15 protein-coding genes are annotated in these 15902 nt (G+C 70.1%); 8 read left to right on the forward strand and 7 right to left on the reverse strand.

The genetic code is table 11. The annotated features are described in order from the left end of the window. Positions 1-39: 39 nt before the first annotated feature. Entirely contained in the window at positions 40-486 is a 447-nt protein-coding gene (locus P2T62_RS02730; RefSeq protein WP_276259958.1) for a peroxiredoxin, read from the reverse strand. A gap of 269 nt (positions 487-755) precedes the next feature. On the opposite strand from P2T62_RS02730, the gene P2T62_RS02735 reads away from it, so the two are divergent. Then, entirely contained in the window at positions 756-887 is a 132-nt protein-coding gene (locus tag P2T62_RS02735; RefSeq protein ID WP_276259959.1) for a hypothetical protein, read from the forward strand. A gap of 464 nt (positions 888-1351) precedes the next feature. On the opposite strand, the gene P2T62_RS02740 is transcribed toward P2T62_RS02735, so the two are convergent. The 3 genes from P2T62_RS02740 to P2T62_RS02750 all read right to left on the reverse strand — a co-directional run bounded on the left by P2T62_RS02740 (position 1352) and on the right by P2T62_RS02750 (position 4653). Next, positions 1352-2440 carry an aminopeptidase gene (locus P2T62_RS02740; protein ID WP_276259960.1) on the reverse strand — a complete coding sequence of 363 codons (1089 nt, stop codon included), beginning with the start codon at positions 2438-2440 and terminating at the stop codon, positions 1352-1354. A gap of 266 nt (positions 2441-2706) precedes the next feature. Next, positions 2707-3795, reverse strand: a complete 1089-nt coding sequence (locus tag P2T62_RS02745) for an aminopeptidase (RefSeq protein WP_276259961.1) — start codon at positions 3793-3795, stop codon at positions 2707-2709. A 120-nt stretch (positions 3796-3915) separates the two neighbouring features. Then, positions 3916-4653 (reverse strand): CPBP family intramembrane glutamic endopeptidase, encoded by a 738-nt coding sequence (locus P2T62_RS02750; protein WP_276259962.1) that lies wholly within the window; start codon positions 4651-4653, stop codon positions 3916-3918. Positions 4654-4737: 84 nt separating this feature from the next. Here P2T62_RS02750 and P2T62_RS02755 point away from each other — a divergent pair, with 84 nt between their 5' ends. Further along, positions 4738-5775 carry a threonine aldolase family protein gene (locus P2T62_RS02755; RefSeq protein WP_276259963.1) on the forward strand — a complete coding sequence of 346 codons (1038 nt, stop codon included), beginning with the start codon at positions 4738-4740 and terminating at the stop codon, positions 5773-5775. Positions 5776-6236: 461 nt separating this feature from the next. On the opposite strand, the gene P2T62_RS02760 is transcribed toward P2T62_RS02755, so the two are convergent. Then, a complete protein-coding gene (locus P2T62_RS02760) occupies positions 6237-6998 on the reverse strand; it encodes an NUDIX hydrolase (protein WP_276259964.1) in 762 nt (253 codons plus the stop codon). Continuing rightward, positions 6988-7773, reverse strand: coding sequence for an alpha/beta fold hydrolase (locus P2T62_RS02765; RefSeq protein ID WP_276259965.1), 786 nt, complete (start codon positions 7771-7773; stop codon positions 6988-6990). The genes P2T62_RS02760 and P2T62_RS02765 overlap by 11 nt, the downstream gene beginning before the upstream one ends. Positions 7774-7929: 156 nt before the next feature. Here P2T62_RS02765 and P2T62_RS02770 point away from each other — a divergent pair, with 156 nt between their 5' ends. The 5 genes from P2T62_RS02770 to P2T62_RS02790 all read left to right on the forward strand — a co-directional run bounded on the left by P2T62_RS02770 (position 7930) and on the right by P2T62_RS02790 (position 14353). Further along, positions 7930-9411, forward strand: coding sequence for an ATP-binding response regulator (locus P2T62_RS02770; protein ID WP_276259966.1), 1482 nt, complete (start codon positions 7930-7932; stop codon positions 9409-9411). A gap of 22 nt (positions 9412-9433) precedes the next feature. Further along, a complete protein-coding gene (locus P2T62_RS02775; RefSeq protein WP_276259967.1) occupies positions 9434-10525 on the forward strand; it encodes an aminotransferase class V-fold PLP-dependent enzyme in 1092 nt (363 codons plus the stop codon). Positions 10526-10528: 3 nt separating this feature from the next. Further along, positions 10529-10984 (forward strand): hypothetical protein, encoded by a 456-nt coding sequence (locus P2T62_RS02780; RefSeq protein ID WP_276259968.1) that lies wholly within the window; start codon positions 10529-10531, stop codon positions 10982-10984. A 63-nt stretch (positions 10985-11047) separates the two neighbouring features. After that, entirely contained in the window at positions 11048-12058 is a 1011-nt protein-coding gene (locus P2T62_RS02785) for an NADP-dependent oxidoreductase (protein ID WP_276259969.1), read from the forward strand. 171 nt (positions 12059-12229) lie between these two features. Further along, positions 12230-14353 (forward strand): PAS domain-containing sensor histidine kinase, encoded by a 2124-nt coding sequence (locus tag P2T62_RS02790; protein ID WP_276259970.1) that lies wholly within the window; start codon positions 12230-12232, stop codon positions 14351-14353. A 118-nt stretch (positions 14354-14471) separates the two neighbouring features. Here the strand turns inward: P2T62_RS02790 and P2T62_RS02795 are convergent, their stop codons facing one another. Next, entirely contained in the window at positions 14472-14825 is a 354-nt protein-coding gene (locus P2T62_RS02795; RefSeq protein ID WP_276259971.1) for a cell division protein SepF, read from the reverse strand. A gap of 152 nt (positions 14826-14977) precedes the next feature. Here P2T62_RS02795 and P2T62_RS02800 point away from each other — a divergent pair, with 152 nt between their 5' ends. Then, positions 14978-15700 carry a DUF1028 domain-containing protein gene (locus tag P2T62_RS02800; RefSeq protein ID WP_276259972.1) on the forward strand — a complete coding sequence of 241 codons (723 nt, stop codon included), beginning with the start codon at positions 14978-14980 and terminating at the stop codon, positions 15698-15700. Positions 15701-15902: the final 202 nt, after the last annotated feature.

Here is a 15902-nt window from a genome sequence, read left to right on the forward strand (position 1 = left end):
TTGTATAGTTGTGCATCCCTCGGTCGTCGCCGTGCGCCCCTACAGCGACACCACGCCGTCGTCTATCAGGTCGAGCAGCAGGTCCCGGGCGTGGCCGTCCGGGTTCACGCCCTCGTAGACGCGCTCGACCTCGCCGTCGACGACGACGAACGTGGTCCGCTTCGCGCGGCCCGTGATGCGCGGGACGCCGAACGCCTCGCACACGTCCTCGTCGGGGTCGGCCAGCAGGTCGAACTCGATGCCCTCGGCCTCGGCGAAGTCCGCGTGGCTCTCCACATCGTCGGTCGAGACGCCGTAGACGGTGACCCCAGCGTCGGCGTAGCTCTCGGCCTCGGTCGTGAACTGCTGGGCCTCGACCGTGCAGCCGGGCGTCTCGTCCTCGGGGTAGAAGTAGACGACCGTCACGCCCGCCCACTCGGGGCTGACGGTCTCGCCGTGCTGGTTGGGCGCACTCACGTCCGGTGCCGGGTCACCCGGTTCGAGCATGGGCGGTGGTTCCCCCGGCATCGTCATACGACTGCCGGTCCCGCCCGGGATGGGCGAACGCGTGCCCGGTTCCTCGGCCGGATTCCGTGGGTCGTCCAATCCGCCAGCCCGAACCGACCGGGAACCGGACGGCCGTCCAGCAACCTCCGTCTGTAATTTTCTATAATTTTCATAAGTTGCGTTTTTCGGCGCCATACAAGAACTTCTAGAGCATATTAACACCATTATGCCCAAGATTTATGCGTATCAATCGATGTTCGTCAAGTGTAATGTCCGCGTCACTGCCCCCATCGGGCCCATCTGCGAGTTACGCGCCGTGCTACGAGTGCAACGAGGGTACGCTGGTCTGGGACCACGAGGCCCGGGAGAGCCGCTGCTCGATCTGCAAGGAGGGGATCTGACCGTGGTCGGCCCACATCCCATCGAACTCCACACCGTTCCTGCAGGGACGGGCGTCCGTCAGTGGCGCCCGTCCACCCGCCGGCGCTCCCACCGCGCCGGCACCGAAGTCCATGCCCGGCGCTCCCGCGCCGATTCCTGCTGTCCACCGCCGGCGGCGTTCTCCGCCGGCACGCCATCGCACCGCAGAGCGCCGCCGCGACCGACCCCCGTGTGGACTGTGTCCGGTTCGGGAAGGTGGAGGGCCGGCCCGAGACGGGTGACGAGTACGCGTTCGCCGTCGGCGGTTCCACCGTCCGTATCGCGGTCGAGGAGGTCCGCTACGAGGACGGGCGGCCGTGGGCATGGTGGGCCGCCGTCCGGTCGCGGGTGGGGCCGGTAGCGGCTCCCTCCCCTCGCGACTCGCGGCGGCATCGACGGGAGCGCTGCCCCGCTCGGCGTTCCGACCTCCCCGCAGGACCTCACCTTAGAATCCGTCCTCGAAGACGAACGCGCCGTCCTTCTGGACGACCTCACCGTCGAACTCGATGCGGGAGTCCTCGCTCATGTCGACGATCATGTCCTCGTGGACGGTCGACTCGTTGCGCTCGTTGCCCTCGCCGACGGTCTCCTCGTATCCCCGGCCGATGGCCATGTGGACGGTATCGCCCATCTTCTCGTCGAACAGCATGTTGCCGGTGAACCGGTCGATGTCGCGGTTCATCCCGATGCCCAGCTCGCCCAGCCGGCGCGCGCCCTCGTCGGTCTCCAGCAGGCTTGTCAGCAGGTCCTCGTTCTTCGAGGCCGCGTGCTCGACCACCTTGCCGTCCTCGAAGACGAGCCGGACGTCGAGGATCTCTCGCCCCTGGATGATGACCGGCTTGTCGAACAGCACCTCGCCCTCGACGCTGTCCGGGATGGGGGCGGTGAACACCTCGCCGCCGGGCATGTTGTTGTCGTCGGCGTCGTTCTCGGCATGGTTGCCGGCGACGGACATCGTCACGTCGGTGGTGTCGCCGGAGACGATGCGGACCTCCTCGGCCGGGTCCAGTAGCTCGACCAGCTGTGCCTGGTGCTCGCGGACGGCGTCCCAGTCCTTGTTGATGGCGTTCCAGACGAAGTCCTCGTAGGCCGGGGTGGACATCTCGGCCTTCTGGGCGTACCCCGTAGAGGGCCACTGGGTGAGCACCCACTCCGAGTCCAGCAGCGCCTCCTGGACCGCCTGGTTGGCTCGCTTGCTCGTCGCGTTCTTCTCGGGTGGGATGTCGCCCGTCTCGCTGAGGTTCTCGCCGCCGCGAATCTGGACGACGGCGTCGGCCGCCTCGTACTTCGCGCGCGCCATCTCGTTCTCCATGGCGAGCGTCTCCTCGGCGGCGGCGAGCTTGTAGGCGCGCTGGCTCCGCTGGCTCCCGAGGGAGGTGCTGACGACACCGCCGTGCTCGCCGACGAGTTCGGCGACCGCGGTCACGAGCGGTTCGGCCGCCGGCGGAGCCACGATGGCCACCTGGTCGCCGGCCTCGATGCCGGTGCAGTCGTCGACGAGTACCGCGGCGTGGTCACGGATGCGGGGATCCATGCACGGGTGGTCGGAGCCATGCGCGAAAAAATTGCCCGAAGCGTCCGGGCGGGCGCCAGGGTTCGGCCGGTCCCCGCCCCCGGCCTCCTGGCGACATCACCCGGGCAGGCGGGTCGCCGCTACGCCTCGACCCCGGCCTCGCGGCTCACTTCGTTCGCCGCTCGCAGTGCCGGGGCTCGTTCCCGTCGCTCACTGCGCCCCTTCACTGCTCGCGGGTCGCTTCGCTCCCCGCTCGCCATGTGGTTCCTCGCTGCGCTCGGAACCACTCACTCCTCGAACACGAACGTCCCGTCCCGCTGGACGACCTCGCCGTCGACCTCGATTCGCGAGTCCTCGCTCATATCGACGATCATGTCGACGTGCTGGGCGGACTGGTTCTGCTCGTTGCCCTCGCCGACGTTGGCCTCGTAGGCCCGGCCGACGGCCATGTGGACGGTGTCACCCATCTTCTCGTCGAACAGCATGTTGTAGGTGAACCGGTCGATGTCGCGGTTCATCCCGATGCCCAGCTCGCCCAGCCGGCGCGCGCCGGGGTCCGTATCGAGGATGCTCCCGAGGAACGACTCGTTCTTCTCGGCGCTGTAGTCGACGACCTCGCCACCCTCGAAGACCAGGCGGGCGCCGGTGACCTCCTTGCCGCGCCGGTAGACCGGCTTGTCGAACAACACCTCGCCCTCGACGCTGTCCGGGATGGGGGCGGTGAACACCTCGCCGCCGGGGATGTTGTTGGAGTTGGTGTCGTTGATGGTGTGGTTGCCCGCGACGGACATCGTCACGTCGGTCGTCTCGCCGGAGACGATGCGGACCTCGTCGGCGTCGTCGAGGATCTCGACCATCTGCTCCTGGAACGCGCGCTGCTCGTCCCAGTCCTTGAGGATGGCGTCGTAGACGAAGTTCTGGTAGGCCTCGAAGCTCATCTCGGCGAGCTGGGCGTCCGCCGGGGCGGGGTGCTGGGTGAGCGTCCAGCGGTCGCCGAGCCGCTCGTTGAGGATGGGGCTGTGGGCCTTCTCGTAGTCGGCGTTCGTCTCGTCGTCCACGTCGACCATCTCGGTCACGTTCTCGTGCGAGCGGATGATGACGTGGCAGTCGGCCTCGTCGATGAGTGCCTGCTGGTGAGCGGGCGTCTCGAACTCCGTGCCGCGCTCCTCGGCGGCCCGGAGGTAGTTGCGGATGGCGCGGCCGCTCCGGTTCGTCGTGATATGAAACGGGTTCGCGCCGCGGTCGCCGGCCACCTCGTACAGCGCGACGACGAGGTCCTCTGCGACGGGTTCGGACTTGATGACGAGGTCGTCCCCCTCGTCGAGGTCGATGGCGTCGGCGAGGGTCTGCGCGTGCTCTCGGATACGGGGGTCCATGCGCCCGGATTCGACGGGGCCCGCCATACCGTTTCCGCAACGCTGCGTCGCACGTCGCCGGGAGTCAGCAGGAACCGACGAGACTCACCGCGGCCCACGCGGCCCCCCGGGAGCCGGCGGTCAGGGCACGAGGTACGCGCCCACCAGTAGGACGACGTTGTACGTGGCGTGGGCGACGACCGGGACCGTCAGGTTGCCGGTTCGCTCGTAGAGCCCGCCCATCACCGCGCCGACGACGGAGACCAGCAGGACGCCCGCGACCACGGGCCCGAGCGTGCCGACGTAGTTGCCGAGGTGGAGCGAGCCGAAGAGGATACTCGCCCCCACGATAGCGGCGACCGGCCCGAACGCGCGCCGGAGCCGTGTCTGGATCACGCCCCGGAACAGGAACTCCTCGGCCGGCGCGACGAGGACGACCGAGAGGAGCGCGAGCCACAGTAGCAGCGTCGGGTCCGTCTCCGCGACCCCACCGATGACGGAGTCGGGGAGCAGCCCGAGCACCGAGACGACGGCCGCCAGCACCGACACGAGGAGGAGCGAGAGGAGGGTGCCACCGAGCGCGTAGCCGGCCTCGCTGGCGCTCGGGACCGCCACCCGGACCCGGACGCCCGCGTACCGGGCGTAACCGTAGCCGACCACGAGGAACCCGAGCTGGCCCACGACAGCCAGCCCGAGGAAGACCGGGAGGCTCTGGACCTCCAGCCCGAGGACGAGCACCGGGACGACCAGCGCGACCCCGCCGACGAGGGAGGCGACCAGCCCCGCGACGGTCAGCGCCACGCTCGCCGCCACGGCCCGCAGCGGCTGTGCAGCTGTTGGCTCTTCGTCCGTGGGGTCCGCGTCCGTCAGCACGCTCATGGCGGCCGTCCGCTCGCGGGCGGCAAAACCGTTCCCACGCGGATACCCGACGCGACTTTGCCACTCGACCCGAAACGGTGGCCCATGCCCGCCGCCGACACCGACCACGACGACCCCATCGACTGCCGCTCCGATACGGTCACCCGCCCGAGCGACGCGATGCGCGAGGCCGCCCGCGACGCCGACGTGGGCGACGACGTCTACCGCGAGGACCCCACCGTCAACGAACTCGAACGGCGCGCGGCCGACCTCGTGGGGATGGCGGCCGCGCTGTACGTCCCGACGGGGACGATGGGCAACCAGGTCGCCGTTCGGACCCACACCGAGCGGGGCCAGGAGGCGCTCGTCGAGCGCGACAGCCACGTCTACCGCTGGGAACTCGGCGGCCTCGCCCAGCACTCGGGCCTGCAGGTCCGCACCGTCGACGGCGGCGACCGCGGCGTCGTGGCGCCCGAGGCCGTCCACGAGGGGTACGTCGAGGCCGACGGCCACCGCCCGGGAACGGGCCTGCTCTGCCTGGAGAACACGCACAACGCGAAGGGGGGCACTGCCATCGCCCCCGAGCGCATCGACGCGGCGGCCGAGGCCGCCCACTCCCACGACGTGCCGGTCCACCTCGACGGGGCGCGCCTGTTCAACGCCGCCGCTGCGCTGGACGTGCCGGCCGCCCGCATCGCGCGCGAGGTCGATTCCGTGATGTTCTGCCTCTCGAAGGGGCTCGGCGCGCCCGTCGGCTCGATGCTCGCGGGCGATGCCGAGTTCATCGAGGCCGCCCGCCGGCACCGGAAGCTGTTCGGTGGCGGGATGCGCCAGGCCGGCATCATCGCCGCGCCCGGCCTCCGTGCGCTGGAGAACCGCGACCGGCTGGCCGAGGATCACCGGAACGCCGAGCGCCTGGCCGCCGGGCTGGACGAGCTGGCCGGGCTCTCGGCGCACGACCCCGAGACGAACATCGTGCTGGTCGACACCGACGAGCCGGCCGAGGACGTCCTGGCGCGCTGTGCGGACGCGGGCGTGCTGGCGGTCCCGTTCGACGACCACCAGGTCCGGTTCTGTACGCATCTGGACGTGAGCCGTGCGGACGTGGAGACGGCCGTGGAGCGGGTCTTCGAGGTGGTGTGAGGCAGGTCGGATTTCGAAGCCCTCCGGCCCCCTCGTCCTCTCTCACGGTGACAGCGAAGACGACGGAGACGGCTACGAAGCCCTCGCGCTCTATCACGATGGCGACGACGGAGACAGCTACGAAGCCCTCGCGCTCTCGACTCGGGGGTGGTTCGAAAACCGGAGATTTTCGTCATCACGAGAGAGCTCCGCTCTCTCGAACGACCTCGCTCCGCTCCTCGGGTTCGCTTCGCTCACCCTGCGGTGCTTGCGTCGTCCACCTTCGTCGAGCGCGCTCCACCCGTCCCCGACGACGCAAGCACCACAGCGACCGCAGGGAGCGAGGAGCGCAGCGAGGCGCGGACGGTGGAGCGCGCGAGGGCTTCGTAGGTCTCTCTGTCGCCTGTTGTGGAATAATCATCTAAAGCTGAAAAATAGCGTGTAAAGTCGCCCACCTGGGATTTATAACTCGAATAATCAAATTATCTGTCTTTTTCGGGCCAACCGGCGGGCACGTCGTGGCCCTCGTCCGGCCGCGGCCCCAGCCGTTCGCCCCGGTCCGGCGGGTCCCAGTCGGTCGTCAGGTCCAGCAGCGTCCGGACGATGAACCCCGTCAGCCCCCAGACGACGTGCCCGTCGACACGGAAGAAGGGGAGGCGCGCGGTGCCGCGGTCCGGGTGCGAGCGGGTCTCGCTCTCGTAGACGCCCGGCGAGGTCAGGTCCGACACCGAGATGACAACGACGGCGGCGACCTCCCGCTCGTCGGGGTCGTAGGTCCGGTCGGGGACCCGCGCGACGAACGGCCGGACGACGTGGCCGTAGGGCCCCGGCAGGTCGTCCAGCGGGCCGACGACGTCGGCGGTCATCGGTTCGAGGCCGACCTCCTCGCGGGCCTCCCGCAGCGCGGTCGTCTCCAGGTCGCCGTCGTCGGCCTCGTAGCCGCCGCCGGGGAAGCTCATCTCGCCGGCGTGGTTGCGCATGTCGGCCGCGCGCTCCGTGAACAGGAGGTGGTGGCCGTCCTCGCGCTCGATGACCGGGACGAGGACGCCGGCCCACTCCGCGCGCTCGACGCCGCTCACCTCGCGGGCCCGGTGGGCGGTGACCGCGTCGAGGTCGAGGCGAGCGACGTGGGGCGGGCCGTCGTCGGCGTCGGCATCGTCGCCGGGCGGGTGGGGCGGCTCCGGTTCGTACGGACTCCGGCCGCCGTCGGTCCCCTCGCCCGTCCCGGGGTCGTCACCCGTCATCGTCCACCTCGTCGAAGAAGGCGGTCAGCGCGTCGTTGACGGGTCGTGAGGACTCGACGTGGGCGAGCCGGCGGCCGGCGATGGCCTCGAACCGGCCGCGCGGCAGGTCCTCCGCCAGCGCCTCGGCCGTGGGCCGGTCGACGGCGGGGTCGTCGGTTCCGCGGAGAACGAACGCGGGCTCGGTCAGCTCGTACAGGGGCTCGGGGGTGAAGCCGAGCCAGGCGTCGACCTGTGCCGAGCGGACCCGGGGTGGGGCGTCCTCGGCGCGGCGCCAGTCGACGACCCGCTCCAGGAGCGAGGGGTCGGCGTCGCGGAAGGCGTCGGAGAACAGGGCCGGAAGGGTCGCGCGCACGGCGGCCTCGTCGGCGCCGTCCGGGTAGCACCGCGCCAGGCCGTCCACGTCGACATCGCTGCCCGCGCAGGTCCCCACGAGCACGAGCGAGCGGATGCCCCGGTCGCGGGCGTAGCGAAGCGCCACCGCGCCCCCCAGCCCGAAGCCGACGAGGTGGGCGGGCTTGGCGTCGGCGGCCGCGAGCACCGCGCTCAGGTCGCCCGCAAGCGTGTCGATGTCGACGGCCCCGTCGGTCCCGGAGTCGCCGGTGCCGCGGTGGTCGAAGGTGACGACGCGACGGCGGCCCGCCAGCGGCTCGTGCTGCCAGCCCCAGGCCCACGCCCCGAAGCCGGCGTCGTTGACGAGCGCCACCGGCGGGTCCTCGCCCTCGCCAGCCACGGCGTAGCGCAGCGTCGTCCCGTCGTCGGTGGTTGCGGTCGGCACGTCCCGTACGTGGGACGGGTCGGCACATACCGCTTGCGGGGGCCCCCCGTGGTGGGCCGGAGCATCGCTCGCCGCCGCTGGTCTGATAATGGTCGCTTTTTGACCGAGCATACAGGGTGATATTTATACGGGGTGGGCCGTTACGGCCGCTACTCCGTGACCGACGACACGCCGCGGGTGCTGTACGTCGACGACGGTCCTGCGATGCGCGAACTCGTGAGCCGTGGCTTCGAGCGGCGCCCCGGCGTGACCAGTTGGGCTGCGCTGGACGGGGCGATGGCGCTGGCGGCGGTCGAGGCGACGCGGTTCGACTGCGTCGTCGCGAGCCACGACCTGCCCGAGATGAGCGGCCTGGACCTGCTCGACGAGATCCGTGCGACGCACACGGAGCTCCCGTTCGTCCTGTTCGCCGCCGACGGCGACGAGCAACTGGCCGCCGAGGCGCTCGGGCGTGGCGCCACCGACTACCTCCGCCGGAGCGGTGCCAACCCCGTCCCGCTGGTGGTCGACCGGGCGACCGACTACGCCACCGAGCACTTCGAGCGGGCGGCGCTGGAGCGGGTCCGCGAGCGCTACGAGATCGTCGGGCGCACCGTCTCGGACGTCGTCTGGGAGTGGGACCTCGAGACGGGTGCCGTCCGGTGGGGTGCCGGGGTCGAGGCCGCCCTGGGCTTCGACCGCAGCGGCTCCTACGACCGTTCCTGGTGGCTCGAGCGCGTCCACCCGGAGGACCGCGAGGCCCTGCGGGCGGCCTGCCGGCCGGTCCGGGAGGGTGACGAGCAGGGCTTCGAGTGCCGTTACCGCCTCCGGCGCGCGGACGGCTCCTACGCACACGTCGTGGACGCCGGCGAGGGCGTCGGCGACGGCGAGCCCGGTCGGCTGGTCGGGGCGCTCCGGGACGAGACCGAGCGGATCGAGCGCGCGGCGGCGCTGGAGCGTCGCAACGAGCAACTCGACCAGTTCGCCACGGTCGTCAGCCACGACCTCCGGAACCCGCTCGGCGTCGTCCGCGGGCGCATCCAGCTCGCCCGCGAGACGGGCGACCTCGACCACCTGGCGGACGCCGTCGACGCCACCGACCGCATGGGGGAGCTCATCGACGATCTCCTCGCGCTGGCCCGCGAGGGGCGGACCGTCGAGGAGCCCGAGCCGGTCGCGCTCGGGCCCATCGCCCGGACGGCCTGGGCCTCCATCCCGGACCGCGAGGCCGTCGACGCCACACTCGAGGTCGAGACCGATGTCGGGGAGCGACTGCTGGCCGACCCCGACCGGCTCCGACAGCTCCTGGAGAACCTGTTCGCGAACGCGGTCGAACACGGATCGAGGGGCGTCGACTCGGAGGGCCGACAGGACGCCGACGGACCCGCCCTCACCGTCCGAATCGGCTGGCTCCCGGACGGTGACGGCTTCTACGTGGCCGACGACGGCCCCGGTATCCCACCCGACCGACGCGACGAGGTGTTCGACCTCGGCGACACCGACGGCGGCACCGGGGTCGGGCTGGCCATCGTCGAGGAGGTGGCCACGGCCCACGGCTGGGAGCTCGAGGTCGTCGAGAGCGACGAGGGGGGCGCGCGCTTCGAGGTCCGGGGAGTCACCCCCGGCGGCGAGGACGGCGCGGACGGGGCGGCTTCTTGACCCACCCGTCCGAACCCCCGGCATGGACCCCGCCGACGTCGCCGCCGATATCGACCTCGACGACATCGCGTACCTGAACTGGGGCGCCAGCGGGCCCTCGCCCGACCGGGTGCTCGCCGCTGCCCGCGACGAGCAGCGTCGCCACGAGCGCCACGCCCACTCGACGGCGGACCCCTACGAGTACGCCGCCGAGCAGTTCGCCGCGACCCGAGAGTCGGTCGCGGGCCTGCTCGACACGGCGTCCGAGCGCATCGCGCTCACGGATTCGACCGCCGACGGCATCTCGCGGGTGGCGAACGCCATCGACTGGGCCGACGGCGACACCGTCGTCCGGACGGACATGGACCACCCGGCGGGGACCCTCCCCTGGGGGCGCCGCCAGGACGACGGGCTCGTCGTCCACGAGCTCGACTGTCCCGGTGGTCACCTCGACTTCGACGCGCTCCGCGACGCCGCCCAGGGGTCGAAACTGGTCGTCCTGAATGCCATCTCCTGGCTCCACGGCACCCATCTCGACATCTCGCGTGCGGTCGACATCGCACACGACGCCGGGGCCCTCGTGCTGGTCGACGCCGTCCAGTCCCCGGGGCAGGCGCCGCTCCCGGTCGAGACGTGGGGGGCCGACTTCGTCGCCGCGGCCGGCCACAAGTGGCTCGCGGGCGTCTGGGGCGCGGGGTTCCTCTACGTCCGGGACCCGGAGCGGTGGCGGCCGCGCCACTTCGGCTACTACGCCGCCTTCGACTACGACGATGCCCGCGTCGACTACATGCCCGGCGCCCAGCGCTTCGAGGTCGGCACCAACTCGCTCGCACCCTACGCTGCGCTCCGCGAGGCCATCGACATCCACCACGAGGTCGGCCTCGACGTGATCCGCGAGCGCCAGCGCGGGCTGGTCGAACGCCTGCAGGACGCGGTGGGCGAGCGCCGCATCTCGCCCCGGGAGCCCGAATCCGGGCTCGTGACGTTCGCGGTCGACGACGACGAGGCGTTCGTCGAGCGCGCCCGCGAGGCCGGCGTCGTCGTCCGCTCGGTCCCCCGCGACGGCTGGGTCCGGGCCTCCGTCCACGCGTTCAACACCGAGGACGACGTCGAGCGGCTGGGCGAACTGCTCTGAGCGATGTGCCGGGCCGCCCGAATCGCCCTCGTCGCGTGCCTCGTCCTCGCCGGCTGTGGTGGGCTCGGGGGGTCGACGCCCGACTGCACGACCACGCCCTCTCCGACGCCACGCGCCGAGCCGCCGGTGTACGTCGTCATCGACAACGAGGACGTGTCGACCCACTCGCTGGAGATCCGCGCGACCCACCTGCGCGAGAACGGGAGCCGGGCGGTCCTGTTCGACTCGACCGTGGGGCTGGCACCCACCCAGCACCTCGAGACGCGGGCGACGGTCCCCTCGCGCGACGGGCGCTACCGCGTCCGCGCGACCGTCGGGAACGTCACCGGCCGGGAGACGTTCACCGTCCCCGACGGGCGGCTCCGGCAGGTCCGCGTCCACATCGTGGTGAACCGCTCCGACGCGTCCGACCCCGTGGCCATCGACGCGACCGTCCAGCGGCCGACGCCGGCCTGCTGAGTCGGGCCTGTCGCGACGGACCTATGCCCCAACGGTCAAGCCGGCGCCGCTCGACACCCGTCCATGGCAGACACAAACCGCCAGTGGCACCTCGCGGAGCGTCCGACCGGTGAACCCGACCACGACACCTTCGAACTCGTCGAGGCCGACGTTCCCGAGCCCGGTCCGGGCGAGGTCCTCGTCCGGACGGTCTACCAGTCCGTGGACCCGTACATGCGCGGGCGGATGCGCGACGCCGAGTCCTACGCCGAGCCGTGGGAGCCGGGCGAGCCGATGCGCGCAGGCGTCGTCGGCGAGGTGGCGGCGAGCGAGCACGGCCGCTTCAGCGAGGGCGACATCGTCACGGGCGACCTGCTGTGGGCCGAGTACGCGGTCGCCGACGGCGACGAGTTGCGGAAGGTGGACCCGTCGCTCGCACCCATCTCGACCGCGGTCGGCGTCCTCGGGATGCCCGGCGTGACGGCGTTCTACGGGTTCACCGAGAAGGGCCAGCCGGAACCGGGCGACACCGTCGTCGTGAGCGCGGCCGCGGGCGCGGTCGGCAGCGTCGTCGGCCAGCTCGCCCGCGCCCAGGGCTGTGACGTGGTCGGCATCGCCGGCGCCGAGGAGAAATGTGACTGGCTGACCGACGAGCTGGGCTTCGACGCCGCGGTCAACTACAAGCAGGAGGACGTCCGGAGTGCCGTCCGCGAGGCGGCCCCGGGCGGCGTCGACATCTACTTCGACAACGTCGGCGGCCCCGTCACGGACGCCGTGTGGCCCTCGCTCAACGACTTCGCGCGCGTGGTCGCCTGCGGGCAGATCTCGCTCTACAACGCGACCGAACTGCCGACCGGACCCCGCAAACTGACCGACGCGGTCCAGAAGCGCCTCCGCATCGAGGGGTTCATCGTCAGCGACTACGACCGCTGGGCCCACGCGCTGGGGCGGCTGGGCGGGCTCATCGCGAGCGACGACCTGCGGTACCGCGAGCACGTCGTCGAGGGCTTCGAGAACGCACCCGACGCGTTCCTCGGACTGTTCGAGGGCGTCAACATCGGGAAGACGCTGGTGCAGGTGGGCGAGGAGCCGTAAGCGGACGAGTTAATCTCTTAAGCTCGAGATTCGGTCGAAAATCCCCCATTATTGGAGATATGTCGTAGCGAAATTGTAACCGAACCTCCCGCTGTCGTCGTTATCGAGGGCCCGTTCATAGACGGTGATTGATATGTAGTGGGCTGCAATACCTACGAAACTGCTCGGCTAATGAACATCGTCATCGCACAGGAGGGGGAGTTGGGCCACCTTCGCGACCGTCTCACGCAGGCGTTTCCGACCGCCGATGTCTCGGTCACGACCTCGACAGCGGCAACGCTCGAACAACTCGAGCAGCGACGCATCGACTGGCTCGTCGTCGACTCCGCCGACGCCGGGCTCTCCACCGATTACCTCACCACCGTTCACGACAGGGCGCCGGACTGTTCGGTCCTGCTCCTCGCAACGGAGCCACTCGACAGCCTCGTCGCGCCCGTCACACTCGAGGTCACCATCGTCCGTCCGGCGAGCGATGACCCCGATTCCCGGTCGGACCTGGCAGACCGTGTCGTCGATGCCATCCGACGGCGCACGGGCGACAGTCAGGCGCCGCTCGATTCACTGTTCGAGGCACACGCCCTCCCCATGCTCCTTATCGACCCGGAGACCGGCGCCATCATCGATGCGAACCGGGCCGCGGTCGCCTTCTATGGGTACACGATCGCCGAACTCACCGCGATGTCGATCGACGATATCAACACCCTCGACCCTGCCGAAGTGGCCGACCGGCGCCGCCAGGCCGCCGACTCGCCGGGCAAACAGTTCATCTTCGAGCACCGGACGAAATCCGGGGACCTCCGCATGGTCGAGGTCAACTCGACGTCCATCCAGTACGGTGACCGGACGGTCCTGTTCTCCATCATCCAGGACATCACCGCCCGGACGGAGGCCGAACACCATCTGCACAGCGCGAGGAACCACTACCAGCGCCTCGCCGAACAGAACGTCGTCGGCGTGTACGTCATCGAGGACGAGGTGTTCACCTACGTCAATCCGAAGATGGCCGAGATCTTCGGGACGACACCGGCGGCGATGATCGGGACCTCGGTCTTCGAGTACGTCGCCGCCACCGACAGGGACCGGGTCCGCAGCCGTCTCGCTGCACGGGAAACCGGGGACCAGGACTCGGTCCATTACACGTTCGCGGGCGAACGCACTGACGGGGAGCCGCTGGTCCTGGAGGCTCACGGGGGGCGGGTCGAGACACCGGACGGCGTCCAGATCATCGGCACGCTGCTGGACATCACGGAACGTGAGGCCCAGGAGAGTGAACTCCGACGGCTCTCGCAGGCCCTCGAGTACGCAGCGCCGGCCGTCTACATCACGAACGCCGACTCCATCATCGAGTACGTGAACCCGGCGTTCGAGCGCATCACCGGCTACACCGAAGCGGAGGCGCTCGGCGAGACCCCGGCGATCATCAACTCCGGCCGGATGAGCGACGACTACTACCGACGGCTCTACCGGACCCTCCAGCGTGGCGAGGTGTGGGAGGAATCGATCATCGATCGGCGAAAGAACGGCGAGCTGTACTACGCGTACCAGACGATCGCCCCGTATCTCGACGAGGACGGGGTGGTCGAGGGCTACGTCGCGATCCAGTCGGACGTGACCGACGAGCGCATCAACCACCAGGTGATCGAGGTCTATCAGCGGATCCTCCGGCACAACCTGCGGAACAAACTGAACATCATTCGTGGCCATACGGAGCTCATGGAGCCGGCGGTGCTGGAGACGCCCCTCGAAGAGCACGTCGAGGCGATCGACCGGGCCGCCGCGACACTGGCGGAGCTGAGCGAGAAAGCCTACATCGCGAGACACGTGCTGGAGGTCGACGACGAGACGCCGGCCTCGAATCTGGTCGAGGTGCTCGCTCGCGAGCAGGACGTCCTGGGGGACCAGTACCCGGACGCGACACTCGTACTCGAGGCACCGGACGAGCTGTGGGTGTACGGGGCCGGACGCGTGGAGGTGTGCGTCCGTGAGGTCCTCGAGAACGCGATCATCCACAACGACACCTCCGCTCCGCGTGTCGAGGCGGAGCTGCGAGTGGACGAGACGGAATCGATGGCGGAACTCGTGATCCGCGATACCGGGCCCGGACTCACGGACCTCGACCGGAAGCCGATCGAACTGGGGGGCGAAACGTCCCTGCTCCACGCGGAGGGTATCGGACTCTGGGTCGTCAACTGGGTGATGACGAGCCTCGGTGGGGAGGTCGAGTTCGCGGACAACGATCCCCGGGGCCTGGTCGTCACGCTCCGCTTCCCGTACGTCGACGACGCTGCAGAGTGAAACCGCACGACCACGACGGTCGAGCGGCGGCTGTCCGGCCCGAGTGCGCGCCGCCCCGGCCTCGGGAGGCGGCGGCGAAGAGAAAGGGTGGTTGCCGCGGGGGTCGGCCGCGAATCCGCTACCGGCCCAGCTTCTCGCGGGCGACCTTCATGCCGCCCGGCGTGATGATGACCTGGTCGTCGTCCTTCTGGACGACGTCGCCGCCGACCTCGGTGGCGACCTGCTTCAGTTCGTCGTAGATGTGCTCCATCGTGCGGTCGGAGGTGGTGTGCCGGGTGATGTCCGCGATGACGAGCCCGCCGTCGTAGACGGCGTCCTTGATGTCCACGACGTCCTGCTTGTCGCTGATCTCGGCGATGTGGACCTGGGTGCTGGCCTCGCTCGGACCGGCGTCGAAGTCGTCGATGTCGAGTTCGACGTACTCGTCGGCACTCCGCTGTCCTCCCCCGATGAGTTTGCTCATCAGTCCCATAACGAGACGACTGGCCCCCTCGGGCTTAAATCCGCGTCAGACACGCGTCACATCGGCGCTCCACGGTGTTTCGGCCGAGGGAGTGCCCGGTGGTCCCAGCGCCCGCCGTCCCGCCACCCGACTTTTTGCCGTCTCCGCCGCTACCACGCGACGTGACCTTCAGCATCTGTGTCCACGAGTCCTACGAGGACGAGGCGGGTGACGAACAGCGCCGCTTCGGCGTCGCCGTCACCACCCGCCTCGCCGGGGTCGGCACGCTCTGTCCGTTCGTCAACGAGTACGGGGCGGTCGCCACCCAGTCGCTCGTCAACGTCTCGCTGGGCGAGCGCGGCGTCGAGTACCTCGCCGACGGGCTCGCGGTCGAGGACGCACTGGAGGCGCTGCTCAACGCCGACGACGGCCGCGAGACCCGCCAGCTCCACGGCGTCGACGCCGACGGGACGTTCGCGTTCTCCGGCGACGAGTGCGGGGACCACTACGGCGACCGCGAGGGCGACGGCTACACCGTCGCCGGCAACCTTCTGACGGGGCCCGAGGTGCTGGACGCCGTCACCGAGACGTACGAGGCGAGCGACCGGGACGAGCCGCTACCCGAGCGCCTCGTCGACGCGCTCGCCGCCGGCCACGACGAGGGCGGCGACAAGCGCGAGGAACTCGTGGTCCAGAGCGCCGCGCTCCGGGTCGTCGACACCGCGCACCCGGACCCCGCCACGGCGCCGTACCAGCACGACCTGCGGGTCGACGCCTCGGAGACGCCCATCGCGGACCTCCGCGAGACGTACGAACTGGCCGTGCAGAGCCACGAGACCGCCATGGAGCTGTACGAGGACGCCTACGAGGACGACGCGATGGACGCGGCCGAGGGCGTGGAGTAGGAGCCGAGCCAGACTGTCGCTCGCGACAGCTACCGGGCAGCGGCGACCAGGGAGACGTAGGAAGCCCCGGCGGGCTCGACCGCTCCGGGACTCGCTGTCTCCGAAAATCGGAGATTTTCGGGAGTGAGCGAATCGAAGATTCGCGAGCTACGAGGGAACTCCGTTCCCTCGATATGACGAGAGAGCTTCGCTCTCTCGAACC

Origin of the sequence: Haloglomus litoreum, assembly GCF_029338515.1 — an archaeon.
GTDB lineage: Archaea > Halobacteriota > Halobacteria > Halobacteriales > Haloarculaceae > Haloglomus > Haloglomus litoreum.

Bases quoted from the DNA above. Each gene is read 5' to 3' on its own strand.
- P2T62_RS02730 (WP_276259958.1), bottom strand. From the start codon at position 486: ATGCTCGAACCGGGTGACCCGGCACCGGACGTGAGTGCGCCCAACCAG.
- P2T62_RS02735 (WP_276259959.1), top strand. From the start codon at position 756: ATGTCCGCGTCACTGCCCCCATCGGGCCCATCTGCGAGTTACGCGCCG.
- P2T62_RS02740 (WP_276259960.1), bottom strand. From the start codon at position 2,440: ATGGATCCCCGCATCCGTGACCACGCCGCGGTACTCGTCGACGACTGC.
- P2T62_RS02745 (WP_276259961.1), bottom strand. From the start codon at position 3,795: ATGGACCCCCGTATCCGAGAGCACGCGCAGACCCTCGCCGACGCCATC.
- P2T62_RS02750 (WP_276259962.1), bottom strand. From the start codon at position 4,653: ATGAGCGTGCTGACGGACGCGGACCCCACGGACGAAGAGCCAACAGCT.
- P2T62_RS02755 (WP_276259963.1), top strand. From the start codon at position 4,738: ATGCCCGCCGCCGACACCGACCACGACGACCCCATCGACTGCCGCTCC.
- P2T62_RS02760 (WP_276259964.1), bottom strand. From the start codon at position 6,998: ATGACGGGTGACGACCCCGGGACGGGCGAGGGGACCGACGGCGGCCGG.
- P2T62_RS02775 (WP_276259967.1), top strand. From the start codon at position 9,434: ATGGACCCCGCCGACGTCGCCGCCGATATCGACCTCGACGACATCGCG.
- P2T62_RS02780 (WP_276259968.1), top strand. From the start codon at position 10,529: ATGTGCCGGGCCGCCCGAATCGCCCTCGTCGCGTGCCTCGTCCTCGCC.
- P2T62_RS02785 (WP_276259969.1), top strand. From the start codon at position 11,048: ATGGCAGACACAAACCGCCAGTGGCACCTCGCGGAGCGTCCGACCGGT.
- P2T62_RS02790 (WP_276259970.1), top strand. From the start codon at position 12,230: ATGAACATCGTCATCGCACAGGAGGGGGAGTTGGGCCACCTTCGCGAC.
- P2T62_RS02795 (WP_276259971.1), bottom strand. From the start codon at position 14,825: ATGGGACTGATGAGCAAACTCATCGGGGGAGGACAGCGGAGTGCCGAC.